The organism is Serratia sp. J2, from assembly GCF_046269175.1.
GTDB lineage: Bacteria > Pseudomonadota > Gammaproteobacteria > Enterobacterales > Enterobacteriaceae > Chania > Chania fonticola_C.
This window is the reverse complement of the sequence record NZ_JBKABN010000022.1, coordinates 1-24,224: the sequence shown is the minus strand read 5'-3', so window position 1 is coordinate 24,224 and position 24,224 is coordinate 1. Positions and strand designations below refer to the sequence as shown.

23 protein-coding genes are annotated in these 24,224 nt (G+C 55.3%); 21 read left to right on the top strand and 2 right to left on the bottom strand.

Going from position 1 to position 24,224, the window contains the following annotated elements:
- Positions 1 to 190: 190 nt before the first annotated feature.
- The 17 genes from ACKWMY_RS20410 to ACKWMY_RS20330 all read left to right on the top strand — a co-directional run bounded on the left by ACKWMY_RS20410 (position 191) and on the right by ACKWMY_RS20330 (position 16,058).
- Entirely contained in the window at positions 191 to 757 is a 567-nt protein-coding gene (locus ACKWMY_RS20410; RefSeq protein ID WP_409486928.1) for a TetR/AcrR family transcriptional regulator, read from the top strand.
- A 40-nt stretch (positions 758 to 797) separates the two neighbouring features.
- Positions 798 to 1,592 carry a winged helix-turn-helix domain-containing protein gene (locus ACKWMY_RS20405; protein WP_409486927.1) on the top strand — a complete coding sequence of 265 codons (795 nt, stop codon included), beginning with the start codon at positions 798 to 800 and terminating at the stop codon, positions 1,590 to 1,592.
- A gap of 3 nt (positions 1,593 to 1,595) precedes the next feature.
- Positions 1,596 to 2,117 (top strand): FidL-like protein, encoded by a 522-nt coding sequence (locus ACKWMY_RS20400; RefSeq protein WP_409486926.1) that lies wholly within the window; start codon positions 1,596 to 1,598, stop codon positions 2,115 to 2,117.
- A gap of 631 nt (positions 2,118 to 2,748) precedes the next feature.
- Complete coding sequence (locus ACKWMY_RS20395) at positions 2,749 to 3,027, top strand: BMC domain-containing protein (protein ID WP_004249182.1); 279 nt, start codon at positions 2,749 to 2,751, stop codon at positions 3,025 to 3,027.
- Between the two features lie 25 nt (positions 3,028 to 3,052).
- Positions 3,053 to 3,337, top strand: coding sequence for a BMC domain-containing protein (locus tag ACKWMY_RS20390; protein WP_021807825.1), 285 nt, complete (start codon positions 3,053 to 3,055; stop codon positions 3,335 to 3,337).
- A gap of 14 nt (positions 3,338 to 3,351) precedes the next feature.
- Positions 3,352 to 3,630, top strand: coding sequence for a BMC domain-containing protein (locus ACKWMY_RS20385; RefSeq protein ID WP_021179127.1), 279 nt, complete (start codon positions 3,352 to 3,354; stop codon positions 3,628 to 3,630).
- An 88-nt stretch (positions 3,631 to 3,718) separates the two neighbouring features.
- On the top strand, positions 3,719 to 5,335 hold the full coding sequence (locus ACKWMY_RS20380; RefSeq protein WP_409486925.1) for an acetaldehyde dehydrogenase (acetylating): 1,617 nt from the start codon (positions 3,719 to 3,721) through the stop codon (positions 5,333 to 5,335).
- Positions 5,336 to 5,357: 22 nt separating this feature from the next.
- Complete coding sequence (locus ACKWMY_RS20375) at positions 5,358 to 5,615, top strand: EutN/CcmL family microcompartment protein (RefSeq protein WP_021179125.1); 258 nt, start codon at positions 5,358 to 5,360, stop codon at positions 5,613 to 5,615.
- 18 nt (positions 5,616 to 5,633) lie between these two features.
- Positions 5,634 to 6,788, top strand: a complete 1,155-nt coding sequence (locus tag ACKWMY_RS20370) for a 1-propanol dehydrogenase PduQ (RefSeq protein ID WP_409486924.1) — start codon at positions 5,634 to 5,636, stop codon at positions 6,786 to 6,788.
- Positions 6,789 to 6,858: 70 nt separating this feature from the next.
- Positions 6,859 to 10,278 carry a choline trimethylamine-lyase gene (gene cutC / locus ACKWMY_RS20365; protein ID WP_173409884.1) on the top strand — a complete coding sequence of 1,140 codons (3,420 nt, stop codon included), beginning with the start codon at positions 6,859 to 6,861 and terminating at the stop codon, positions 10,276 to 10,278.
- A 63-nt stretch (positions 10,279 to 10,341) separates the two neighbouring features.
- The gene (cutD, locus tag ACKWMY_RS20360) at positions 10,342 to 11,292 is read left to right on the top strand and encodes a choline TMA-lyase-activating enzyme (RefSeq protein ID WP_261161839.1); all 951 of its coding nucleotides are present in this window, start codon (positions 10,342 to 10,344) and stop codon (positions 11,290 to 11,292) included.
- A 10-nt stretch (positions 11,293 to 11,302) separates the two neighbouring features.
- A complete protein-coding gene (locus tag ACKWMY_RS20355) occupies positions 11,303 to 11,737 on the top strand; it encodes a BMC domain-containing protein (protein WP_161712737.1) in 435 nt (144 codons plus the stop codon).
- Positions 11,738 to 11,772: 35 nt separating this feature from the next.
- The gene (locus ACKWMY_RS20350; protein ID WP_098928935.1) at positions 11,773 to 12,408 is read left to right on the top strand and encodes a phosphate propanoyltransferase; all 636 of its coding nucleotides are present in this window, start codon (positions 11,773 to 11,775) and stop codon (positions 12,406 to 12,408) included.
- A gap of 10 nt (positions 12,409 to 12,418) precedes the next feature.
- Positions 12,419 to 13,075 carry a hypothetical protein gene (locus ACKWMY_RS20345; protein WP_409486923.1) on the top strand — a complete coding sequence of 219 codons (657 nt, stop codon included), beginning with the start codon at positions 12,419 to 12,421 and terminating at the stop codon, positions 13,073 to 13,075.
- A gap of 304 nt (positions 13,076 to 13,379) precedes the next feature.
- Positions 13,380 to 13,739: a DMT family transporter gene (locus ACKWMY_RS20340; RefSeq protein WP_024529409.1), complete on the top strand. Its 360-nt coding sequence runs from the start codon at positions 13,380 to 13,382 to the stop codon at positions 13,737 to 13,739.
- Between the two features lie 11 nt (positions 13,740 to 13,750).
- Positions 13,751 to 14,080: a DMT family transporter gene (locus ACKWMY_RS20335; protein WP_021179117.1), complete on the top strand. Its 330-nt coding sequence runs from the start codon at positions 13,751 to 13,753 to the stop codon at positions 14,078 to 14,080.
- Between the two features lie 181 nt (positions 14,081 to 14,261).
- Positions 14,262 to 16,058: a glycoside hydrolase family 28 protein gene (locus ACKWMY_RS20330; RefSeq protein WP_409486922.1), complete on the top strand. Its 1,797-nt coding sequence runs from the start codon at positions 14,262 to 14,264 to the stop codon at positions 16,056 to 16,058.
- Positions 16,059 to 16,160: 102 nt separating this feature from the next.
- Here the strand turns inward: ACKWMY_RS20330 and lptG are convergent, their stop codons facing one another.
- Together lptG and lptF are read right to left on the bottom strand one after the other, a co-directional pair.
- A complete protein-coding gene (lptG, locus tag ACKWMY_RS20325; RefSeq protein WP_024529411.1) occupies positions 16,161 to 17,231 on the bottom strand; it encodes an LPS export ABC transporter permease LptG in 1,071 nt (356 codons plus the stop codon).
- Complete coding sequence (lptF, locus tag ACKWMY_RS20320) at positions 17,231 to 18,325, bottom strand: LPS export ABC transporter permease LptF (protein ID WP_024529412.1); 1,095 nt, start codon at positions 18,323 to 18,325, stop codon at positions 17,231 to 17,233. Before lptF ends, lptG begins: the two co-directional genes overlap by 1 nt.
- 280 nt (positions 18,326 to 18,605) lie before the next feature.
- Between lptF and pepA the strand changes: the two genes are divergently transcribed.
- From pepA to ACKWMY_RS20300, 4 genes are all read left to right on the top strand, one after another.
- Positions 18,606 to 20,117, top strand: a complete 1,512-nt coding sequence (pepA, locus tag ACKWMY_RS20315) for a leucyl aminopeptidase (protein ID WP_024486368.1) — start codon at positions 18,606 to 18,608, stop codon at positions 20,115 to 20,117.
- A gap of 81 nt (positions 20,118 to 20,198) precedes the next feature.
- On the top strand, positions 20,199 to 20,648 hold the full coding sequence (locus tag ACKWMY_RS20310; protein ID WP_021179113.1) for a DNA polymerase III subunit chi: 450 nt from the start codon (positions 20,199 to 20,201) through the stop codon (positions 20,646 to 20,648).
- Between the two features lie 14 nt (positions 20,649 to 20,662).
- Entirely contained in the window at positions 20,663 to 23,539 is a 2,877-nt protein-coding gene (locus ACKWMY_RS20305) for a valine--tRNA ligase (RefSeq protein ID WP_024529413.1), read from the top strand.
- A 172-nt stretch (positions 23,540 to 23,711) separates the two neighbouring features.
- The gene (locus ACKWMY_RS20300; RefSeq protein WP_024529414.1) at positions 23,712 to 24,215 is read left to right on the top strand and encodes a GNAT family N-acetyltransferase; all 504 of its coding nucleotides are present in this window, start codon (positions 23,712 to 23,714) and stop codon (positions 24,213 to 24,215) included.
- The last annotated feature ends 9 nt before the right edge of the window (positions 24,216 to 24,224 follow it).

The window sequence follows — 24,224 nt, the reverse complement described above, 5'->3', positions numbered from 1 at the left end:
CCGCCCGAGCCACTTGTCAGCCTTAACGCTCCAGTTAGCCCCCCGATAAAGCTAGCAAAAACTTTCCTAATTCCTTGATAACTAAAATAGTTTGACCTACCTATCATTATTCAGGATTGGTCAGACCTTTAGGGGAAGCGGATTGACCTCGATCAAAAATGACATACCGGCTGGTCGGTATGATCGCCGCATGAATACCCACGTGCATCGCAAGAAAGACCCGGAACGGCTGCAAGAGCAGTTGCTGGAAGCCGCTAGTATCATCGCAGCCAAAGATGGGATTGCCGCGCTGTCGCTAAACGCCGTCGCCAAACAGGCTGGGGTCAGCAAGGGCGGGCTGCTGCACCACTTTCCCGGCAGGCAGGAGCTGATCCACGCACTGTTTATTCGCCTGTTGGCGGTGATGGATCGCGGCATTATGGCGCTGATGGCCGTGGACGATAACCCGCGCGGGCGCTTCTCCCGGGCCTATCTGATGTACCTGGCAGGCATCAGTGAAACCGACACCAGCCGTCAATTGACCCTGCTGTCGCTGGCCATGCCGCATGAACTGGTGTTGCGTAAATGCTGGCGGGACTGGGTGCTGCAACATCTGGCCAACGCCGATGAACTGGATCGCAGCTACGTAGGTAACTTGGTGCGCTATGGTGCAGACGGCCTATGGCTTTCTGAACTCACGGAAGGAGTCACTATGACGCCGGAAGAGCGGCTTGCATTGGTGACGAGGCTGGCGGCAATGACCTTCGAGGAGCTTTAACCTCCGCGGTTCGCGGGCAGCCAATCACCCAGGGGCGATAATGAAATATAAAATTAATGCCTTTCTTATTTATGACGCCACCGAAGGCTCGCTAAAGCTGGACGACGGCGGCAAGTCAGATAGCCAGCTCACCATCACTGCCAACGCCCTGCTGTTCTTCATGATCCAGCATCCTGGCGTGATCAGCCGCGATACGGTGATGCAGCGGGTTTGGGACGACAACGGGCTGATGTCCTCTAACAGCAATCTGAACCAGTATCTGAGCATCCTGCGCAAAGCCTTCCGCCGTTACGGCATTGAGAACGTGATCGTCACCGTGGCCCGGGGCCGGCTGGAAATCAACCCAGAGCTGACGATCGAAGTGATCGATGACTCCTTGTTGCATCCGGTAATACATGCCAGCGAACAGGGATCCCCTGCCGAGGTAGCTCCAGAGCCAGTACCGGTTGAAGCGGCCATCACCAGCAACGATCGCTACTGGGGTTATGCCGGGGCGATGATATCCCTATTGGCCATCGCGCTGATCGGCTGGTCGTGGAGTAACAACGGCAGCCTGACCCCACTCGTCTTCCCCCCCGTCGCGCAGGAACCCATTGAGGTGTTATCCACCGACGCCATGATAAATCCAAGAATGCGCGAGAATTACCTGAAAAACTTTATTGCCGTCAAAGAAAAAAAGAACATAAAGTATGATAAAGACGAACGTTTTCTGTTCTTTTATGGTGATAAGCTGCAATCCAACGGTTTAGGCCGGACATTTCTCGCACATTGCGCCAAACATCAAGATAATACATTCAGCTACTGCGATAACTATTTTTATTATTCATGGAAATAAATTATGAAAACACTGGGCTGGGGGAGAAGGCTGTTTGCCGTCTCTATCATATTGCTACTGGTCTCACTATTTATCACCGTTAAGCATAACGTTATCCGGCGCGATGATATTTTAAATTGCTCAACCAAAGCCATTATGCATTTTGAAGACACCGTCACTGAATCCGTCAACGTCAATATCCACTTTAACTTTAATGTCAAAGGTAAAGGTTCCATCGTGGTGGAAGGATATTCAGACTCAGAGGCAGGCTGGCTTTATTTACAACGCTACGTACAGTTTGATTATGCCAGCAAGCGCGTTTCCCCAAGTGCCCGCTATTATCAGATCAACCGCTGGGTCTCCAGCAAGTCCTCTATCGATCAATCACCCGACGTGATCTTTGATTACTTTATGCGGGAAATGTCAGACAGCCACGACGGCCTGCAATTGGCGATGGAAAAAATCAACGCCGATACCGTGCTGCTCAGTTCGATCAACTCCCCACTGTTTATCTGCGCGTTGAAGCCCGGCAGCCAGTTAGAGTAGCGCCCGTTTCCCAGCAAAGCTGTTCCCCCTTGTCATAAGCCTCTGGCCAGCCTCCCTTAGCCCTTACAATCCCCTAAAAATACCCCTGATAGTCATAATGCCTGTCGGTTATTCGGCGATCGCCATTTCCCCTCACCCCAACCCTATCTCCAAAAAGGAGAGGGAGCCAGTACGGAGCCGAAGTTAGGTACAGAGGCTAATCTGTGGCACGTTAAGTCCCCTCTCCCTGCGGGAGAGGGTTAGGGTGAGGGGAGATTGCCGACCTTAACAACTGCCCAAAAAAACCTGCGCTGCCCCACAGTCTGCAAGACCCTCCGCTACCTAAAAAACCCATTTGATAACCATAGATTTAACATTATTTTCCGCCCTTGAGTGAATGCCAAAACCCGCCATTTCTTGCCAGGGAGCAGAACTATTATCGGGCTGATTATCAGAGTAAACAGATAAAAACAGGATAAATTAACGCTTATTATTAGAACAAAAAACTAAATAGATATCGATTAATGAATTTATATTTTGAATAACTGCCGGAGGGGTATAGTGCCCTTAGCCGTCGGAAACCTTGATCCCCTCATGGCCGAACGGCACAGCAGATGACAACTCATAAACCGGCTTTGTGGAGGAAACAACAATGGGTGATGCATTAGGCTTAATCGAAACCAAAGGGTTGGTGGCCTGTATTGAAGCGGCGGATGCCATGTGCAAGGCGGCCAACGTCGAACTGATTGGCTATGAAAACGTCGGTTCCGGCCTGGTCACCGCCATGGTGAAAGGTGACGTCGGTGCGGTAAAAGCCGCCGTCGATTCCGGCGTGGAATCCGCACAACGCGTGGGTGAAGTAGTGACTTCACTGGTTATCGCCCGCCCACACAACGACATCAACAAAATCGTGATTAAGCATAAAGCGTAAACAACGCTTCTGAGGAGAACGGATCATGGGTGACGCATTAGGATTGATTGAAACCAAAGGGCTGGTGGCCTGTATTGAAGCCGCCGATGCGATGTGCAAAGCGGCCAACGTGGAACTGATCGGCTATGAGAACGTCGGTTCCGGTCTGGTCACTGCGATGGTGAAAGGCGACGTTGGCGCGGTCAAGGCGGCGGTGGATTCCGGTATCGAATCGGCCAAGCGCGTGGGTGAAGTGGTTACCTCACTGGTGATTGCCCGCCCGCATAACGATATCCAGAAAATCATCTCGCAGTACAAAATCACCGAATAACAAGGAATTCACTGATGAAAGATGCACTCGGATTGATCGAAACCAAAGGGTTGGTGCCAGCTATCGAAGCCGCCGATGCCATGTGTAAGGCTGCCAATATTGAACTGATTGGCTATGAAAACGTCGGCTCCGGCCTGGTCACCGTGATGGTGAAAGGCGACGTGGGTGCCGTTAATGCGGCGGTGGAATCCGGTATTGAAGCCGCCAGCCGGATTGGCGAAGTCATTTCATCACGGGTTATTGCACGCCCACATAATGATATTGAGAAAATCGCCTCACAGCATAAGGCGTAATTCAGCCTGATTACCGGCAGTGGCAGATAAGTACTCTACCCGATTACAGCAAGTAAAAAATTAAACTCCTATTCAGGGGAATAGACTAATGACCACATTAGATCCGGATTTACAATCCATTCAGCAGGCTCGCACGCTGATTAAAAATGCCAAACAGGCGCAATTTCTATTTGCCAAGTATTCACAGGAAAAGATCGACGGCATTATTAAACATATTGCCAGCGAAGCGGCCAGGCATGCCGAAGAATTGGCGAAGATGGCCCATGAAGAAACCGGCTTCGGCAATTGGCAAGACAAGGTGTTAAAAAACATTTTCGCCTCTGAAAAAGTTTTTGAGCATATTAAGGATTTAAAAACCGTCGGTATTATTCGTGACGATCAGCAGAATAAAGTCATGGACGTGGGCGTCCCGTTAGGGGTTATTACCGCCCTGGTGCCGTCCACCAACCCAACCTCAACCATTTTCTATAAGACGCTCATCGCGCTGAAGGCCGGGAACGCCATTATTTTCTCCCCGCACCCTAATGCACGCCAGTGCAGCCAGCGGGCGATTGAGATCGTCAAACAGGCCGCGCTCCAGGCCGGTGCCCCAGCGGGTATCGTTGATGGCCTGACCCAGCTGACGCTGGAAGCCACCAAAGCCCTGATGCACAGCAAAGACGTCGCACTGATCCTGGCTACCGGCGGCGAAGGCATGGTCCGTGCAGCTTACAGTTCCGGCACGCCAACCATCAGCGGCGGCCCAGGCAACGGCCCGGCGTTTATTGAACGCAGCGCCAATATCCAGCAGGCGGTGAAGGACATCATCACCAGCAAGACCTTCGATAACGGCGTGATCTGCGCCTCTGAACAGTCGATCATCGTGGAAAAGTGCATCTATCAGGACGTACACCGCGAGTTACTGGCCCAGGGCTGCTACTTCATGAACGACGATGAGTCTGCCCGCCTGGCCAACATCCTGTTACGCCCGAACGGCATGATTAATCCTGAAGTGGTGGGAAAGACCGCCATCTACCTCAGCGAACGCGCCGGATTCTGCGTACCTGCGACCACCAGGGTGCTGATTTCGTTACAAAACAGCGTCTCGCGTAAAAACCCTTACGCCCGTGAGAAACTCTGCCCGGTGCTGGGTCTGTACATCGAAGAAGACTGGATGAGCGCCTGCGACCGAGTGGTTGAACTACTCACCAACGAAGGTCTGGGGCATACGCTGGTCATCCACACCCAGAACCAGCAGGTGATCCGCGAGTTTGCGCTGCAAAAACCGGTGCATCGCATCCTGATCAATACGCCCGCCGCGCTGGGAGGCATTGGCGCAACCACGAATCTTATACCTGCGTTGACGCTCGGTTGCGGTGCCGTCGGTGGCGGCTCCAGCTCGGACAACGTCGGCCCGATGAACCTGCTGAACGTACGTAAGGTCGGCTATGGCGTTCGTAGCATCGAGGATCTGCGCCAACCACAACCCGCAGCTCAAACGTGCAGTGCGCCAACCAGCCATAGCACCAGCATCTTCGACGATAACCGCTTTGCGGCTCCAACGGCGGCGGTAGCTCCACAGGCCGCACCGGCACCGCTGTATGCCCAGGGCGACGATCGTTTCGGGGCGGTCACCCGCGCAGTGGTTAACGCCGCGGCGAATGACATCACCGAAGAGAACGTCGAGCGGATCATTACGGAAGTGCTTGGACGCCTGTCCCGGTAACACATCAACCAAGGGTGAAAACATGATCCTCGCAAAGGTAACCGGCCATGTGGTGGCCACGCAGAAAAGTGACGAACTACGCGGCAGCAATCTGCTGCTGGTCACAGCGCTGGGTGACGACCTGGAAGCCATCAAAGATCGCACTTACGTCGCCGTCGACAGCGTCGGTGCCGGTGAAAACGATCTGGTGTTGGTGGAAGAGTATTTCGCACTGAGTAAAGACCGCTACAAGGCCATGTCGATCGTTGCCATTGTCGAGAAGGTTCACCGGGAGCGTTAAGAGTAAGAGGAAGTAGGCATGAATGAGTTTCTGATTAAGCCAAAAATCCATTTCGGTGAGGATGCGCTGCTCGCTCTGAGCAGCTTGCCTGGACGCTCGGCGTTTTTGGTCACCGATCAGGCGATGGTGAAGTTTGGCTTGGCCGAGCGGGTAACCAGCCTGCTCAAACAGCAGCAGATCCGCTGTCGTCAGTATGACGAGGTGGCCTCCGACCCGGATATCTCCGCCATCGTCAGCGGCATGAAGCTGATGGATGACGACTATCCGGACCTGGTGATTGCCTTGGGTGGCGGCTCGGTGATTGATGCCGCCAAGGCGGTGATGTATGCGCTGTGGCATTGCCGTAAAGACAGCGGCCGTAGCAAGCCTTGCTTTGTCGCCATCCCCACCACCAGCGGCACCGGTTCCGAAGTCACCAGCTTCTCGGTGATCAAGTCCCGCAGCCAAAAGCTGGTGTTGGTGGACGAGTTCATGCTGCCCGACATCGCCATCCTCGATCCTCAGTTAGTGAAGTCGGTGCCGGCCAGCATTACCGCCGATACCGGGATGGATGTGCTGTGCCATGCCCTGGAGGCCTATGTCTCCCGCAAGGCCAGCGACTTCAGCGATGCAATGGCCGAAAAAGTGGTGCAGATGGTGTTCAGCCACCTGCTGACCTGCTACCAACAGGGCAGCAACCTGCCAGCGCGGGAAAAAATGCACAACGCTTCATGCATGGCCGGGATGGCGTTCACCAATGCCTCGTTGGGCATTACCCACAGTCTGGCGCACGCCCTCGGCGGCATGTTTGGCATCCCCCATGGCCGGGCCAATGCGCTGCTGATGACATCGGTGGTCGCCTTCAATGCCGACGTTGACGGCAACTGCGACACCCCGGCCGCACACAAGTATGCCGCCCTGGCTCGCCTGTTGGGGCTGCCAAGCACCTCAGTTCGTGATGGCGTTAACAGCCTGCTGGTGGCGATCGAAACGCTGAAACAGGAAATGCAGCTACCGGCCAATCTGCAAGCCGCAGGGATAGAGGAACACCGCTTTCAGGTTTGCCTTGGCGAACTGGCCACGCAGGCGCTGCACGACAGTTGCACGCCAACCAACCCGCGCGACGTTAACGCGGCAGATTTGGAGAAACTGTTCCGCCTCGCCTACAGCGGCGGCCCGGTACAGCTTCAATAACGCACTCATTACAGTCAACGGATTTTGCCAATTTGTGTGAAAGCCGCAGGACATCAGGAGAGATTTGAACATGGCCCATTATTCACTGACGCCACGCGTAAAACTGCTGGCAGAAAGACTCTTATCCCAAAACAGCACCATCAGCACCGAACGTGCCGCCATTCTGGAAACGCTGGGTGGCGATGTGGCCGGCATGCCGCAGTTGGTCAAGAATGCCAAGCTGTTCAATGAGCTGGTCAAGCAACTGCCCGGCTACATCGGCCCCGATGAGCTGATCATCGGCAGCCAATCCTCCACGCCGCGCGCCGCCGTGTTCCACAGCGAAAGCGAACTGCGCAGTCCTTCGGCCTTCACCGCGTTTGGCCAGACCTCACCAGACTATCTGGCGGTGATCACCAAAGGGTTGTTCGCCATCGAAGCCGAAATGGAAGACCGTGCCAGAAGCATCGGCAGCGCCGTCAGCCGTTCTGGACTAGACGAAGTCAACCAATGCCGCGCCATGATCTACGCCTGCAATGCAGCGATGCATCTGGCGCAGAAACTGGCCAGCAAGGCAGAAAACATGGCGGCGGTAGAAAACCATCCGTACCGCAAAGCGGAGCTGCAAGAAGCGGCTACCATGCTGAAAAAAGTCCCGGCTTACGGGGCCAGCAGCTTTAAAGAGGCTTGCCAGTCGTTCTACTTCTTCCAACTGGCGCTGCACCTGGAAAACGGCAGCTATGCGGTTTACCCAGGCGGCTTCGACAAGCTGCTGTACAGCTTCTATCAACAGGACATTACCCGTGGCGTGCTGACGCCGGAGCAGGCTTACGAAATCGTCGAGTGCCTGTGGCTGAAACTGTGTGAGCTTTCCGAAGTGCGCGCACCGCGTGAGCTGGACGGCTACCCGATGTTTGACGCCATGCTGCACGGCGTGCGCCTCGACGATCCGGCACTAGTGATCAACGATCTTTCCGCCATGTTGCTGGCAGCCCGTAGCAATCTGATGACGCTCAACAGCAACCTGCAGGTGAAACTGTTCGCTGGCCAGGCGGGTGCTCGCCCACAGTACAGTGCGCCATCGGCCCCGTTCGTGGCAGCCTCGGCGCAAGACGTGGCAACCCACAAACTGATGGAAGGGCTGACACCACGCCTGCAACGCCTGCGTGACAACTACCTCGATGCTCGCCCAAGTGTGTCTATCTATCGCGCCATCACCTTTACCGAGATGGCGAAAAACAACCCGGGTCTGCCAACCATTCTGCTGCGCGCCAAGTCTTTCCGCGCCGCCTGTGAAACCGCACCGATCCTGATCCAGCAAGATGAGCTGATCGTCGGCCATCCGTGCGGCAAACCGCGTGCCGGGGCGTTCTCACCGGATATCGCCTGGCGCTGGGTGCGTGACGAGCTGGATACCATGGGCACCCGCCCGCAGGATCCGTTTGTTATCTCCGAGGCCGACAAGAAGACGATCCGCGAAGAGATCGTACCGTTCTGGGAAGGCCGTTCGCTCGATGAGATCTGCGAGGCACAGTATCGCGAAGCGGGCGTGTGGGCCTTCAGCGGCGAAACCTTTGTCAGCGACCTCTCCTACCACCAGATTAACGGCGGCGGCGACACCTGCCCAGGCTACGACATCCTGCTGTTCACCAAAGGGATGAACGGTATCAAGGCCGATGCCCAACAGCACCTCGCGGCGCTGAGCATGGAAAACCCGGCGGATATCGACAAGATCTACTTCTACAAAGCGGCCATTGAAACCTGTGACGGCGTGGTGGCCTATGCCAAGCGCATCGCGGACAAGGCCCGTGAACTGGCCGCCATTGAGCAAGATCCGGCACGCCGTGCGGAACTGCTGACCATCGCAGAAACCAACGAAAACGTCCCAGCCAACCCACCGAAGACCCTGCAAGAAGCACTGCAAAGCATCTGGACGGTGGAGTCGCTGTTTGAAGTGGAAGAGAACCAGACCGGGCTGTCGCTGGGCCGTCTGGATCAGTATTGCTACCCGATGTACCAGGCCGATATCGCCTCTGGCCGCCTGACGCAGGAACAGGCGTTGGAACTGTTGCAGGCCTTCATCATCAAGTGTGCCGAACTGATGTGGATGTCCAGCGAACTGGGTGCCAAGTACTTCGCTGGCTACCAGCCGTTTATCAACCTGACCATCGGCGGGCAGAAACGCAGCGGCGGCGATGCCTGTAACGATCTGACCTATCTGATCATGGACGCCGTGCGCTTTGTCAAAGTGTACCAGCCGTCGCTGGCCTGCCGTATCCATAACCAGTCACCGCAGAAGTACATGGAGAAGATCGTCGACGTGGTGAAAGCGGGTATGGGCTTCCCGGCCTGCCACTTTGATGATTCCCACATCAAGATGATGCTGCGCAAGGGCTTCGACTTTGAAGACGCGCGCGACTACTGCCTGATGGGCTGCGTAGAGCCGCAAAAATCCGGCCGCATCTATCAGTGGACCTCTACCGGTTATACCCAGTGGCCGATTGCCATCGAGTTTGTGCTCAACCGTGGCCGCATGGTGCTGTTCGACAGCTATCAAGGGTTGGATACCGGTGAGCTGAGTACCCTGAAAACCTACGAAGAGTTCGACAATGCGGTGAAGGCGCAGATCGCGCACATCGTCAAACTGTCGGCTATTGGCACCGTGATCAGCCAGCGAGTCCACCGCGACGTGGCACCAAAACCATTGATGTCGCTGCTGGTGGAAGGCTGTATGGAACAGGGTAAAGACGTGGCCGCCGGTGGCGCAGTGATCAACCACGGCCCAGGGCTGATCTTCTCCGGCCTGGCGACCTATGTCGACTCCATGGCCGCGATCCGCAAGCTGGTGTATCAGGATGGCAAATACACCCTGGAGCAGATCCGTGACGCGCTGCTGGCCAACTTTGAAGGCTTTGAACAGCTGCGCCGCGACTGCCTGAACGCGCCGAAGTACGGCAACGACGATGACACGGTCGATCAGTACGCGCTGGACATCACCGAGTGGACCGAGCGTGAGTGCCGTAAATACAAGATGCTCTACTCCACGCTGAGCCACGGCACCCTGTCGATCTCCAACAATACGCCGATCGGTGAACTGACCGCCGCGACGCCAAACGGCCGCCTGGCCTGGATGCCGCTTTCCGACGGGATCAGCCCGACGCAGGGCGCGGACAAACAGGGCCCAACCGCCATCATCAAGTCCGTCAGCAAGATGAACGTGGAAACCATGAACATCGGCATGGTGCACAACTTCAAGTTCCTCAAAGGGCTGCTCGATACCCCGGAAGGCAAGAACGGGCTGATCACCCTGCTGCGTACCGCGTCCATTCTGGGCAACGGGCAGATGCAGTTCAGCTACGTGGATAACGAAGTGCTGAAGCAGGCACAGGTGGAGCCAGAGAAATATCGCGACCTGATCGTCCGCGTAGCGGGTTACAGCGCGTACTTCGTCGAGTTGTGCAAAGAAGTTCAGGACGAAATTATCAGCCGTACGGTCATTGAGAAGTTCTGACCTTAGCCTTGGATAAGACAGGGACGTCTTATCCCATCAGCCTTCGAAGAAAGGGGAAATAGTATGGATAACACGCTGGAGAAAAAGGGTCGGATATTCAATATCCAGAAATACTCGATCTACGACGGAGACGGTATTCGCACCCTGATTTTTTTCAAAGGTTGTAACATCCTCTGCGCCTGGTGCGCCAACCCCGAGGGGCTCACCAGCAATTTCCAGGTGATGTATTCACACGATAAGTGCGTTGACTGTGGGCAATGTGTTGATGTCTGCCCGGTGGGGATCCATTCCCAGCGCCAAAACGCACAAGGCGATCTCAAGCACCACCTCGATCGCAACATAGACTGCATCGGTTGCCGCAAGTGCGAAGAAGTCTGCATCTCCGGCGCGCTGGACATCATGGGCAAGGACGTCACGGTGCAGGAGCTGATGGATATCATCCTGCAGGACGTCGATTTCTATCATGCCTCTGGCGGTGGCGTCACCCTGGGCGGTGGCGAGCTGAGCCTGCAAACCGACTTTGCGGCCGCGCTGCTGACCGAATGCAAAAAACAGATGATCAACACCGCCATCGAAACCAATGGCACCACCTCGCTAGCCAATTATGAAAAGCTGGCAACCTGCACCGATATGTTCCTGTTCGATATCAAGCATATCGATAGCGCACGGCATAAAGCGTTGTTTGGCATGGGCAACGAAGGCGTAAAAAGAAACCTGGAGCGCCTGGTGGAGTTGGGCAGCCATATCGTGGTGCGCATGCCTTTGGTGCGTGGCTATAACGATTCTTACGACGCCATCACCGGTGCCATTGACTATGTCATGGCCCTGGCACGCAAAGGCAATATCAGCCGTATCGACGTGTTGCCTTATCACCAACTGGGTAAAAACAAATACCAGCGGCTCGACATGATCTATCCGATCAAAGACGACCCAAGTTACAGCAATGAAGAACTGGACCAACTGGCGGCTTTTTTCCAGCGCTTTGACTTTGATATCCGCCTGGTAAGGCACTAAGGAGATTGAGATGAACTTAAGCCTGGGAGTGATTGAAACCTATGGCCTGACCGCCGCGATCCACGCGGCCGATGCGGCCTGTAAATCCGCAGCGGTAACGGTCCTTGGGTACAAGAAGATTGGTTCTGGCCTGGTTAGCGTGTTCTTTGCCGGCGAAATCAGCGCGGTGAAAACCGCCATCGACAGCGGTGTGGCAGTGATCAAGCAACCGGCGTTTATCAAAGGCCAGTTGGTAATTGCCCGCCCGGAAAAACAGGTCGTCGCGCTGCTGACCGGGCTGAAAGGCAAGGAGCTTACGCCGCCAGCGGCCAAGGTACAGCAAGAACCGCCAGCGCCAGTAGCGGAAGTGGCCGCCCCGCAGGCAGAGGCCGCAGCGCCGGTAGTCGAAACCCCTGTTGCCGACAACAAACCCGCACGTACCAACGGCAAGAAAGAGTCTAAATAACCGTACAGCTTCTGAGATCGGGTAGGAATAACAGTATGTTTAATGAGTCGTTACTGGAAAGGATCCGCCATAACCTGGCAGAGAACTATTCTTCTCCCACCGGCCTTGCCATCCCGGTTGGGGTCTCTAACCGGCATGTCCATCTGTCGCAGCAGGATATTGAAACGCTGTTTGGTGCCGGTTATCGGCTGACGCCATGCAAAGAGCTACGCCAGCCGGGGCAGTTCGCCGCGAAAGAGTGCGTGATGATCGTCGGCCCGAAAGGCTCGCTCTCCAAGGTGCGGGTGTTGGGGCCAGCGCGCGAATGTACTCAGTTGGAAATCTCCAAGGCGGACTGCTTTACCTTGGGGCTGAAGGCTCCGGTACGCGAATCCGGCAATCTGAACGCCTCCGGTGACGCCATGCTGGCTGGCCCGGCGGGCTATGTTTCACTGCATTCACAGGTGATTTGTGCCCAGCGCCATATCCATATGAACCCGCAGGATGCCGCCAGGTTGGGCGTGCAGAACGGGCAGAAGGTGCGGGTGAAAGCGGCAGGCGTGCGTGGGTTGATCTTTGACGAAGTCATCGTGCGGATCAAAGCCAGTTTTGCTCTGGAACTGCACATTGATACCGATGAAGCCAACGCCGCCGGGCTGGCTTCCGGTGACAACGTGGTTATCGTTCCCTAAGGCGGCAAATATGATGCAGCGTGAAATCATCGATAAGTTGGTCAGTGAAGTGCTCTCACGGATGCGGCCACGGGCGTTGGTGTTGTTAACCGCAGCGGATGGTTACCACGAAATTATCCGCGCGCGCTTGCAGCACTGCCAGGCGTTCTCGCCGGTGATCCTGTTTAGCGATAATGCCCGGCAGTTTCACGCAGAAACAGATTGGAGCCAACTAGGGCCGATAACTTCGCTGGCGGAAATCAGTCAAACCGGCGCGTTGGATAATATTGAGCGGGTATTAATTCCTTTCCTCGATTTCGCGACGGCGGCAGAAGTGGCCAATGGTTTATTACAGTCTGACGCTGCCCGGTTTATTCATCTGGCCCGCATGAGCGGCAGGCCAATTATGGCGCTGGATTATAACTGCAACCCGACCAGCGAATTAAATCAGCTGAAAGGCCTGAGCCGCGCTCCACAGGCAGATTATCTGCCAAAACTGGCGGCCCAGGGCATTGAGCTCTGTACGTTGGATCGGATGCTATCGGCCCAGCCTGCCACCACGGAGCCGTTGGCAGCGCCGCCACAGGCTTACGTAACGCTAAGCGAACTCAAGCGGCTCAATGGTCGTTCACCACCGGGAGCCAAGCTGACCGATTTAGCTCTGGAATATAGCCGAGGAAAAAAATAATACAGAACTAGGTGAGGGCTTTTACCCCGAAGAGAGTCCCCTCACCCTACCCCTCTCCCACAGGGAGAGGGGACCGATCGAGTTTGCTGAGATTTCCTCTTTATTTTCAAGTGAGCTGGAGCGGCGTGATATTCAGGTACCAAAGTTGATCTGTAACAAGAGTGATTAAAAAAACCAGCACCGTAGCCAAGTTGTTGCACACTCGGCTCCCTCTCCCTGTGGGAGAGGGTTGGGGTGAGGGGTAATTAATATAAGTCTCAAATTTTAAATTTATATAAATCATTACTTATCAGGAGCGAACTCTATGTCTACCAAGGCAAAAGCATGGGTATGGATGTTATTGGTCATCTTCTCCGAGACCTCGGCCACCTCTACCTTAAAAATGTTTGATAACAGCGAAGGTACCACCAAGACGTTATTACTCGGCTTGATCGTAGTGTTGTATTGCGTTTGTTATTACTCGTTATCCAACGCGGTGAAATACATCCCTGTCGGCCTGGCTTACGCCACCTGGTCAGGCACCGGGATTTTACTGGTCTCAAGCCTGGGCATGGTGTTTTACGGCCAACACCCTGATATGCCAGCCATTATCGGCATGATCGTGATTGCCAGCGGCATCGTGATCATGAACCTCTTCTCCAAAATGGGCTCCTCCGAAGAATAAGGGTATCAACTATGTTTAACATTGGCTTCTTGTGGCTGGCACTGTCGATTGGTTCGGAAATCACCGGGACCTCGATGATCAAAAAAACCAACAACTTTAAAAAGCTGGGGCCTTCGGTGCTGGTGATTAGCGCTTACTGCCTGTGCTATTTCGCCCTGACCAAGGCGATGGGCTTTATCCCGGTGGGCGTCGCTTACTCGCTGTGGTGCGGCTTTGGCATCGTCGGGGTGACCTTCGTTTCGATGCTGCTCTACAAGCAGAAACCGGATCTCCCAGCCATATTCGCCATGGCGCTGATCATCGGTGGTGGCGTCATTATGAACATCTTCTCGCAGATGTAAGATCTCAGCCCCTTACAGCGCAGCGGCAAGGTAGCGCGGTAAGGGGCTGATTGACGCCATCAATAAGTAATGCTGGCTAATGATTCGACACTGCATAATCCAGATATGTAATAGTTGCAGTCACGTATTTTGCAAGACAATATCTAATTTCGGAACACTGTTTCATTATTAGGGATAAATCATGCAAAGAAATTTCAAGTCATTATCAGCTATGGCGATTTTTCTGCTGGCCCTGACGGGTTGTGATAACTCGGATGGTAGTATCGCCTCTCCTGTTGAGCCAGTTAAACCCGTTGTTCCCCCTGAAACTGAGAAACCTGTCGCTGACCGCAGTGGTGCCTGGCCAGCCTCAGCCATTAACGATCCAGAATTAACCGGGAAAGAACCGGTAATGCCTGAAGTCTGCCAAACACTCTCAGCCGAACTGAACCAGAATGCCAAAGGGCTACTGGATGAAGCCATTGATGCTGACGTGAATAATTCCCAACCCGATACCCAGCGTATTCAAGCCGCGATCGACGCCTGCAACACCGGTGCCGTTAAATTGGTCGCAGGCAGCAACGAAGAGAATGCGTTCTTGAGCGGTCCACTTACGCTGAAAAGCGGCGTAACGCTCTGGGTAGATCAAGGGATCACCCTGTTTGCCTCACGTAGCCCGGTGGATTACCAGATTGCCGGTAAGAATAACTGTGGCGAAACCGCCAGTGCCGATAATGGCTGTAACGCATTGATTACCGCCACCGATGCAATAAACAGCGGCGTGATTGGCGAAGGTATTATCGACGGGCGAGGAGGGGCAGTGCTCACCAGCGGAAAATATGCCGATATCCTTACCTGGTGGGATGTGGGCGCATTAACCAAAACCGTTTCCGGCGCCAATCAGAACAACCCGCGGCTAATTCAGGTCACCAACAAGAATTCCGCCAAGCCGACCAGCCAGAACTTCACGCTGTATAAGATCACCTTACAGAATGCGCCCAAATTCCACTTTGTCCCCAGTGGGGTCAATGGAGTGGTCGTCTGGGGCGTGAAGGTGTTAACGCCTTCACTGGCCTATACGGTTCCAGGCTATGATTGCCCGAAAGGGACAACCCCTGCGACATCGGGTTCCCCTAACTATACCCGAGCAAGCACCTGCTTTACCCCGGATACGACCAAGAACACCGATGCGATCGATCCTGGCCAATCGCAGAATGTCCTGATTGCCTATAACCACATCAGTACCGGTGATGACGGTATCGCCATCAAAGCCCACAGCAGCAATGCCTGTGTCCCACCGATTGCCGAAAAGTATGCCGGGCAGTTGCCTATTTACACCGTCAGCAACGTCAAAATTCTGCATAACCGCCTCTACTTCACCCATGGTATGTCAATCGGCAGTGAAACCGACTGCGCGGTCAAAGACGTGGAAATTCGGGATATGAGCATTGACGGCCATGATGCTGACTTTGCCGTCGGCGTGCGTATCAAAACCGACATGAGCGTTGGAGGAGAAGTGAGGAACATCAACTATGATGGCATTTGCATCCGCCGCGCTCAGGAAGCGCTGACCATAGATACCTACTACAGCAAAAAAACCGGCCAGGCCTACCCCGATATTCAAGATGTCACCATCAAGAATTACCACTATGTGGATACGCCAGACTCCATTTACAACGGAGATAACGTTCGGGTCACCTTACGGGGCTTCAGCTCTGATGGCCAGGATCTGCCATTAAGAAACATTGTGCTCGATAACACCGTGTTTGACAGCGCCCCACAGTTGGCTAGCAAAGCCTCGGCATCAATCCCTGCCGCGCCTTCTTATGCCCAGATCCTGATGGGACCTGGCCCGGTATCCTTGGCGGATCGGCTGTTGGAAGCCGCGGACAACGGTGCCGCAGAGTTTGACGTGCTGGATAACCGTAATGGATCCGAGGAGCCTTACGATTGCAGCGAAGCCTTTGCACTGTTCCCTTCTAGCGCCTCTGCACTCTAAGCGAAAAACGGGTAGGATCTCTCCCACCCGTCTTTCCTCTGCTGCGGTGACTTAACACATCGCGGCTTTGATTTGCATACAGGCCCAGTCTATTGGGCCTGACTATTTCCGCTTCAGCAGCAAAACAAGGCTGATCAACAGGAACAGCAAGCTAGGCAACAGGGCCCCCAGAATTGGCGGCATGCTGTACACCATGCTCAGCGGGCCGAAAATTTGATCCAGCACGTAGAACAGGAAGCCGAAGCTGATACCGATCACCACTCGCACACCCATTGGCACGCTACGCAGTGGGCCAAAGATAAACGACAGCGCCATCAGCATCATCACCGCCACCGACAGCGGCGAGAAGATCTTGCTCCACATATTCAGCTGATAACGGCTGGCCTCCTGGCCACTCTGCTTGAGGTACTTCACATAGTTGTGCAAGCCGCTGATGGAAAGCGAATCCGGATCCAACGCTACCACGCCCAGCTTGTCCGGCGTCAGGTTGGTTTTCCACACCCCGGTCAACGTCTGGGTACTGGTCACCTGTTTTGGATTGGTCAGATCGGAGGTATCCACCTGCGAAAGCTGCCACGCACCGTCTTCAAAATCTGCGGTACCGGCATAGCGGACCGTCTCTAAACGGCGCTGATCGTTGAAGTGGTAAATGTTGACGCCAGCCAACTCTTTTTCACCTGCCACCCGTTCGATGTAGATAAAGTCGTTGCCGTCCTTCGCCCACAGGCCGCTCTTGGTAGAGAGCAGCGAGCCACCGTACATCTGCTGCGCACGGTAGTTACGCGCCATCTGTTCGCCCTGCGGTGCCACCCATTCGCCGATTGCCATCGTCAGCAAGACCAGCGGAATGGCGGTTTTCATCACCGACCCAGCAATCTGCAGCCGGGTGAAGCCAGAAGCCTGCATCACCACCAGTTCGCTACGCGTAGCCAGGGTGCCCAAACCGAGCAATGCCCCTAGCAGCGCCGCCATCGGGAAGAAGATCTCAATATCCTTTGGTACGCTGAGCAGGGTATACACCCCCGCACCCAGCGCCGAATATTCACCCTGCCCGACTTTACGCAACTGATCGACAAACTTGATGATGCCGGAAAGCGAAACCAGCATGAACAGCGTCATCATGATGGTGTTGAAAATCGTTTTACCGATATAACGGTCCAGTACACCAAACATCAGGCCGCTCCTCTCAGGCGTGCACGCAGTTTGCGCATCGGCACGGTATCCCACAGGTTAAGTGCCAGAGCAATCGCGAAGTACGCCAGGTTCACCAGCCACATCCACACCAGCGGATCCAGCTTGTCCTTACCGGCATTGGAACGCAGCGAGGTCTGCAGCAGGAAGAAGATCAGATACAGCAGCATCGCTGGCAACATGCTCAGCACGCGGCCTTGGCGCGGGTTGACCACGCTGAGCGGCACCACCAGCAGAGCCATCAGAACCACGGAAACGACCAGCGTCAGACGCCAGTGGAATTCGGCGCGCGCATCCGGTTCATTTGATTCCCACAGCGTGCGCATCGACATCTGCTCAGACTGGGTATTATCGATAGTGACGGACTGATGGCCGATAACCGCTTTATAGTCATTGAAGTCGGTAATGCGGAAATCACGCAGCAGCGCGGTGCCTTCAAACCGGGTGCCTTTGTCCAGCGTGACGACCTGCGATCCATCGCGGCCCTGGTTGATCACCCCATGCTCGGCCACCACCACCGAAGGGCGTTGGTTGCCGCTCGGGCGTAGCTGCGCCAGGAACACGTCGTTGAAGGTGTTGCCCTTTACGCTGCCGACAAACAGTACGGCATTACCATCCTGTGAGGGCTGGAACTGCCCTTCAGCCAGCCCGGCAATGCTGGGGTTGGCTTTGGCTTCGGCAATCACTTCATCCTGATGGCTGGCCGCCCATGGCCCGACCCAGAAAACGTTTACCGCAGCCACCGCCGAGGTAAAGATCGCCAACACCATAGCGGCAATGATCAGGGTCCGTTTCCCCAGACCGCAGGCGTGCATGACGGTGATTTCGCTTTCGGTATACAACCGTCCAAACGTCATCAAGAGGCCAAGAAACAGGCTTAAGGGCAAGATTAGCTGCGCCATCTTCGGCACACCCAATGCAAGCAGGGATAAGACTAAATTTGTCGGGATATTGCCGTCGACCGCATCACCTAACACCCTGACCAGATTCTGACAAAAGAAGATCAGAAGCAGGATAAACAGGATGGCAATTTGGCTCTTCAGCGTTTCCCGTACCAGATATCTAATGATGATCACGCTTATTACGCCTGTGAAAACTTGTCTTTTTGCAGGAAAATCGATAGTTTCATCGCTAATCCGCCATTTTTTCTCATCATGTGGCAACCTTCACAGCTAAAATAGTATTAGAACATCAAGCTGTTTGGCCATCCTATAGGAACAGACCTATAGTAGCCAAAACAGAACGTTTACGCCGTTCAGGTTAACCTAGTTAGTTAACTCAATGACGGAAGATCTTGGCGGAGCAGGTCATTCTAGCCGTAGCTTTCGTCGTTGTCTTTAAGATTCAGGAGAGTGCATGGAGTTCAGTGTAAAAAGCGGTAGCCCGGAAAAACAGCGCAGCGCCTGTATTGTAGTAGGTGTTTTCGAACCACGCCGCCTGTCACCTATCGCAGAACAACTCGACAAAATCAGTGATGGTTATATCAGCGCACTACTGCGCCGGGGCGAACTGGAAGGCAAAGTCGGGCAGACATTACTGCTGCACCATGTGCCGAACATTCTCTCCGAACGCATCTTGCTGATTGGCTGTGGCAAAGAGCGCGAGCTCGATGAACGCCAGTACAAGCAGGTGATCCAGAAAACCATCAATACCCTTAACGACACCGGTTCCATGGAGGCCGTCTGCTTCCTGACCGAGCTGCACGTAAAAGGCCGCAATACTTACTGGAAGGTGCGCCAGGCGGTAGAAACGGCCAAAGAAACGCTCTACACCTTCGATCAGTTGAAGAGCAACAAGGTGGAGCCACGTCGCCCGCTGCGTAAAATGGTGTTCAACGTGCCAACCCGCCGTGAACTGACCAGCGGTGAACGCGCCATCCAACACGGCCTGGCCGTGGCTTCCGGCATCAAGGCCGCCAAAGATCTCGGCAATATGCCACCAAACATCTGTAACGCCGGTTATCTGGCCTCACAGGCTCGTCAGTTGGCCGACGCCTTCAGCACCCACATCACCACCCGCGTCATCGGTGAACAACAGATGAAAGAGCTGGGGATGAATGCCTACCTGGCGGTCGGTGCCGGTTCGCAAAATGAATCGCTGATGTCGGTGATGGAATATAAGGGAAATCCTAACCCGGACGCTAAGCCGATCGTGCTGGTAGGCAAAGGGCTGACCTTCGACTCCGGCGGCATCTCGATCAAACCTGCCGATGGCATGGACGAGATGAAATACGACATGTGCGGTGCGGCAACCGTGTACGGCGTCATGCGTGTGGTAGCAGAACTGAACCTGCCGCTGAACGTGATTGGCGTGCTGGCTGGCTGTGAAAACATGCCGGGCGGACGTGCCTATCGCCCAGGTGACGTGCTGACCACCATGTCTGGCCAGACGGTAGAAGTGCTGAACACCGACGCCGAAGGCCGCCTGGTACTGTGCGATACCCTTACCTACGTGGAACGTTTCGAGCCAGAGCTGGTAATTGATATCGCTACCCTGACCGGTGCCTGCGTGATCGCATTAGGCCACCACATCACTGGCCTGATGTCGAACCACAACCCGCTGGCTCACGAGCTGATTGGCGCTTCCGAGCAATCGGGTGACCGTGCGTGGCGCTTGCCGATGAGCGATGAGTATTACGAGCAGCTGGATTCCAACTTTGCGGATATGGCCAACATTGGCGGCCGCCCTGGTGGTGCTATCACCGCCGCGTGCTTCCTTTCACGCTTTACCCGCAAGTACAGCTGGGCGCACCTGGATATCGCCGGTACCGCTTGGCGCTCCGGCAAGGCCAAAGGGGCCACTGGCCGCCCGGTAGCCCTGCTGGCGCAGTTCCTGCTCAATCGTGCCGGCTTGAACGGCGACGATTAAATCCGCGCGGTAATTCAGGTATAATCACCGAGGGCACAGCACGCTGTGCCCTTACATTTTTTGGCCACGGTGAATTGAATCATGAAACAGGCAACGTTCTACCTTCTTGAACACGCAGAACCCGCTGGTGCGCTCAGTGCACACGAGGCTGTGGCCTGTGCCGTTGCCGCCGAAAGATGGCGCGCTGGCAAGCGGGTGCTGATCGCCTGTGAAAGCCAGGAGCAGGCCCAGCGGCTGGATGAAGCCCTGTGGCAACGTGAACCACACCAATTTGTGCCGCACAATCTCGCAGGCGAAGGGCCAAACTTTGGCGCGCCGGTCGAGCTGTGCTGGCCAGGCAAACGCGGCAATGCCCCGCGCGATCTGCTGATCGCCCTGCTGCCGCAGTTTGCAGATTTTGCTACTGCTTTCCATGAAGTGGTAGACTTCGTCCCTTACGAAGACACCTTGAAACAGTTGGCGCGCGAACGTTACAAAGCCTATCGCAGCGTCGGCTTCCATTTGACCACGGCCACGCCGCCAACTAACTGAACCTTGAAATAAAAATGGAAAAGACCAACACCGATCTCGATACCGCCTATGACCCAACCCAGATCGAACAGAAGCTGTACGATCACTGGGAAAGCCAGGGCTATTTCAAACCGAATGGCGATACCAGCCAGGAAAGTTTCTGCATCATGATCCCGCCGCCGAACGTCACCGGCAGCCTGCATATGGGCCACGCGTTCCAGCAGACCATCATGGACACCATGACCCGCTACCAGCGCATGCAGGGTAAAAATACCCTGTGGCAAGCCGGTACCGACCATGCCGGTATCGCGACCCAGATGGTGGTTGAGCGCAAGATCGCCGCAGAAGAAAATAAAACCCGCCATGATTATGGCCGCGATGCGTTCATCGATAAAATCTGGCAGTGGAAGGACGAGTCCGGCGGCACCATCACCCGCCAGATGCGCCGTCTGGGCAACTCCGTGGATTGGGAGCGCGAGCGCTTCACCATGGATGAAGGCCTGTCCAACGCGGTGAAAGAAGTGTTTGTCCGCCTGTACAAAGAAGATCTGATCTACCGTGGCAAACGCCTGGTGAACTGGGATCCAAAACTGCGCACCGCCATCTCCGATCTGGAAGTGGAAAACCGCGAGTCCAAAGGTTCCATGTGGCACCTGCGCTATCCGCTGGCCGATGGGGCAAAAACGGCGGAAGGCAAAGACTACCTTGTGGTTGCCACCACCCGTCCGGAAACCGTGCTGGGTGATACCGGCGTAGCGGTAAACCCGGAAGATCCACGCTACAAGGATCTGATTGGCAAAGAGATCATTCTGCCGTTGGTGGGCCGCCGCATCCGCATCGTGGGTGACGAGCACGCCGATATGGAGAAAGGCACCGGCTGCGTGAAAATCACCCCGGCGCACGACTTCAACGACTATGAGGTGGGTAAGCGTCACGGCCTGCCGATGATCAACATCCTGAGCTTCGACGGTGACATCCTCGAAGTGGCCGAGGTGTTCGACACCCTGGGCGAAGCCAGCACCGCCTACAGCGGCGAGCTGCCAGCGCAGTTCCGTGGCCTGGAGCGCTTTGCTGCGCGTAAAGCCGTGGTTGCCGCCTTTGACGAACTCGGCCTGCTGGAAGAGATCAAACCTCACGATCTGACCGTGCCTTACGGCGACCGTGGCGGCGTGGTTATCGAGCCAATGCTGACCGACCAATGGTACGTGCGTACCGCACCGCTGGCGAAAGTCGCGGTGGAAGCGGTTGAGCAAGGTGAGATCCAGTTCGTACCTAAGCAGTACGAAAACATGTACTTCAGCTGGATGCGCGATATCCAGGACTGGTGTATCTCCCGTCAGCTGTGGTGGGGCCACCGCATCCCGGCCTGGTACGACGCCGAAGGCAAAGTGTACGTTGGCCGCACCGAAGAAGAAGTACGTCGCGAAAACAACCTGGGTGCCGACGTGGCGCTGAACCAGGACGAAGACGTGCTGGATACCTGGTTCTCCTCCGGCCTGTGGACCTTCTCGACCCTGGGTTGGCCAGAGCAGACCCCGGATCTGAAGACCTTCCACCCGACCAGCGTGCTGGTCAGCGGCTTCGACATCATCTTCTTCTGGATTGCCCGCATGATCATGCTGACCATGCACTTCGTCAAAGATGAAAACGGCAAGCCGCAGGTTCCGTTCAAAACCGTGTACATGACCGGCCTGATCCGCGACGACGAAGGGCAGAAGATGTCCAAATCGAAGGGTAACGTCATCGATCCGCTGGATATGGTTGACGGTATCTCGCTTGAAGATCTGCTGGAGAAACGTACCGGCAACATGATGCAGCCGCAGCTGGCAGAGAAAATCCGCAAGCGCACCGAGAAGCAGTTCCCGAACGGCATTGAACCGCACGGCACCGACGCCCTGCGCTTTACCCTGGCAGCACTGGCCTCTACTGGCCGTGACATCAACTGGGATATGAAGCGCCTGGAAGGCTACCGCAACTTCTGTAACAAGCTGTGGAACGCCAGCCGCTTTGTGCTGATGAACACCGAAGCGCACGACTGCGGCTTCAACGGTGGCGAAATGCAGCTGTCGCTGGCCGACCGCTGGATCCTGGCCGAATTCAACCGCACGGTGAAAGCCTACCGTGAGGCGCTGGACACCTATCGCTTCGATATCGCGGCGGGCATCCTGTACGAATTCACCTGGAACCAGTTCTGCGACTGGTATCTGGAATTGACCAAACCGGTCGTGATCAACGGCAGCGAAGCGGAACAGCGCGGCACGCGCAATACGCTGATCACCGTGCTGGAAGCGTTGCTGCGCCTGGCGCACCCAATCATTCCATTTATCACCGAAACCATCTGGCAGCGCGTCAAGCCTCTGACCGGTGAAACCGCAGACACCATCATGCTGCAGCCGTTCCCGGCCTTCGACGCCGCGCTGGAAGACCAGCAGGCATTGAACGATCTGGAGTGGATCAAGCAGGCGATCATCGCGGTGCGTAACATCCGCGCCGAGATGAACATCGCGCCAAGCAAACAGCTGGAAGTGCTGCTGCGTAACGCCAATGGTGATGCCCAACGTCGTGTGCAGGAAAACCAGAGCTTTATCGAACGCCTGGCGCGCCTGAGCTCTATTACCCTGCTGCCTGCGGGCGAGAAAGGCCCGGTTTCAGTCACCAAGCTGGTGGACGGTGCCGAACTGCTGATCCCGATGGCGGGCTTTATCGACAAGGATGCGGAAATCGCGCGCCTGTCGAAAGAGATGGGCAAGCTGGATGGTGAGATTGCTTCTATCGAAGGCAAGCTGTCCAACGAAGGCTTTGTGGCTCGCGCACCGGAAGCGGTAGTGGCCAAAGAGCGTGAACGCCTGGCAGCCTGCAAAGAAGGCAAGCTGAAGCTACAGGAACAGCAGGCGACTATCGCTGCACTGTAATTCTGCAAACTACCGATCAAAAACAGCGGGTGATTTTTCCCCGCTGTTTTTTTATCGGCATTGCCAAAAGCCAGGCTTAAGTGTTATTACAAAGTACTATTGATGCGGTGCATTCCGTAATAACAACGAAATTCCGGGTCCCCTCAGGTTCCCTTTGATGGTGAGTGTAAACATGACAACAGCCACCCCAGTGCGTCTTCTGGTACGCCCAATCACGGCCGACGATAATGCCGCTATTGCTCACGTTATTCGCGAAGTCTCCGCCGAACATGGCCTGACGGCGGATAAAGGTTATACCGTTTCCGATCCCAATCTGGACGCCTTGTTCCAACTCTATAGCCAACCGCGCAGTGCTTACTGGGTGGTGGAGATAGACGGTCAGATTGCCGGTGGGGGTGGCGTTGCGCCGCTGCAAGGCGGTGAGATCGACGTCTGCGAATTACAGAAAATGTATTTCCTGCCGGTGCTGCGTGGCAAAGGCTTGGCAAAACGCCTGGCGCTACAGGCGATGGAGTTTGCACGCCAGCAAGGGTTCAACCGCTGCTATCTGGAAACGACCGCCACGTTGCAGCAGGCGATTGGCCTGTATGAGCATCTTGGTTTTGAGCATATCGATTGTGCCATGGGCAATACCGGCCACGGCGACTGCGAAGTCACCATGCTGAAGTCACTTTAACCGCCGCAA

Bases quoted from the DNA above. Each gene is read 5' to 3' on its own strand.
- ACKWMY_RS20410 (WP_409486928.1), top strand. From the start codon at position 191: ATGAATACCCACGTGCATCGCAAGAAAGACCCGGAACGGCTGCAAGAG.
- ACKWMY_RS20405 (WP_409486927.1), top strand. From the start codon at position 798: ATGAAATATAAAATTAATGCCTTTCTTATTTATGACGCCACCGAAGGC.
- ACKWMY_RS20400 (WP_409486926.1), top strand. From the start codon at position 1,596: ATGAAAACACTGGGCTGGGGGAGAAGGCTGTTTGCCGTCTCTATCATA.
- ACKWMY_RS20395 (WP_004249182.1), top strand. From the start codon at position 2,749: ATGGGTGATGCATTAGGCTTAATCGAAACCAAAGGGTTGGTGGCCTGT.
- ACKWMY_RS20390 (WP_021807825.1), top strand. From the start codon at position 3,053: ATGGGTGACGCATTAGGATTGATTGAAACCAAAGGGCTGGTGGCCTGT.
- ACKWMY_RS20385 (WP_021179127.1), top strand. From the start codon at position 3,352: ATGAAAGATGCACTCGGATTGATCGAAACCAAAGGGTTGGTGCCAGCT.
- ACKWMY_RS20380 (WP_409486925.1), top strand. From the start codon at position 3,719: ATGACCACATTAGATCCGGATTTACAATCCATTCAGCAGGCTCGCACG.
- ACKWMY_RS20375 (WP_021179125.1), top strand. From the start codon at position 5,358: ATGATCCTCGCAAAGGTAACCGGCCATGTGGTGGCCACGCAGAAAAGT.
- ACKWMY_RS20370 (WP_409486924.1), top strand. From the start codon at position 5,634: ATGAATGAGTTTCTGATTAAGCCAAAAATCCATTTCGGTGAGGATGCG.
- cutC (WP_173409884.1), top strand. From the start codon at position 6,859: ATGGCCCATTATTCACTGACGCCACGCGTAAAACTGCTGGCAGAAAGA.
- cutD (WP_261161839.1), top strand. From the start codon at position 10,342: ATGGATAACACGCTGGAGAAAAAGGGTCGGATATTCAATATCCAGAAA.
- ACKWMY_RS20355 (WP_161712737.1), top strand. From the start codon at position 11,303: ATGAACTTAAGCCTGGGAGTGATTGAAACCTATGGCCTGACCGCCGCG.
- ACKWMY_RS20350 (WP_098928935.1), top strand. From the start codon at position 11,773: ATGTTTAATGAGTCGTTACTGGAAAGGATCCGCCATAACCTGGCAGAG.
- ACKWMY_RS20345 (WP_409486923.1), top strand. From the start codon at position 12,419: ATGATGCAGCGTGAAATCATCGATAAGTTGGTCAGTGAAGTGCTCTCA.
- ACKWMY_RS20340 (WP_024529409.1), top strand. From the start codon at position 13,380: ATGTCTACCAAGGCAAAAGCATGGGTATGGATGTTATTGGTCATCTTC.
- ACKWMY_RS20335 (WP_021179117.1), top strand. From the start codon at position 13,751: ATGTTTAACATTGGCTTCTTGTGGCTGGCACTGTCGATTGGTTCGGAA.
- ACKWMY_RS20330 (WP_409486922.1), top strand. From the start codon at position 14,262: ATGCAAAGAAATTTCAAGTCATTATCAGCTATGGCGATTTTTCTGCTG.
- lptG (WP_024529411.1), bottom strand. From the start codon at position 17,231: ATGTTTGGTGTACTGGACCGTTATATCGGTAAAACGATTTTCAACACC.
- pepA (WP_024486368.1), top strand. From the start codon at position 18,606: ATGGAGTTCAGTGTAAAAAGCGGTAGCCCGGAAAAACAGCGCAGCGCC.
- ACKWMY_RS20310 (WP_021179113.1), top strand. From the start codon at position 20,199: ATGAAACAGGCAACGTTCTACCTTCTTGAACACGCAGAACCCGCTGGT.
- ACKWMY_RS20305 (WP_024529413.1), top strand. From the start codon at position 20,663: ATGGAAAAGACCAACACCGATCTCGATACCGCCTATGACCCAACCCAG.
- ACKWMY_RS20300 (WP_024529414.1), top strand. From the start codon at position 23,712: ATGACAACAGCCACCCCAGTGCGTCTTCTGGTACGCCCAATCACGGCC.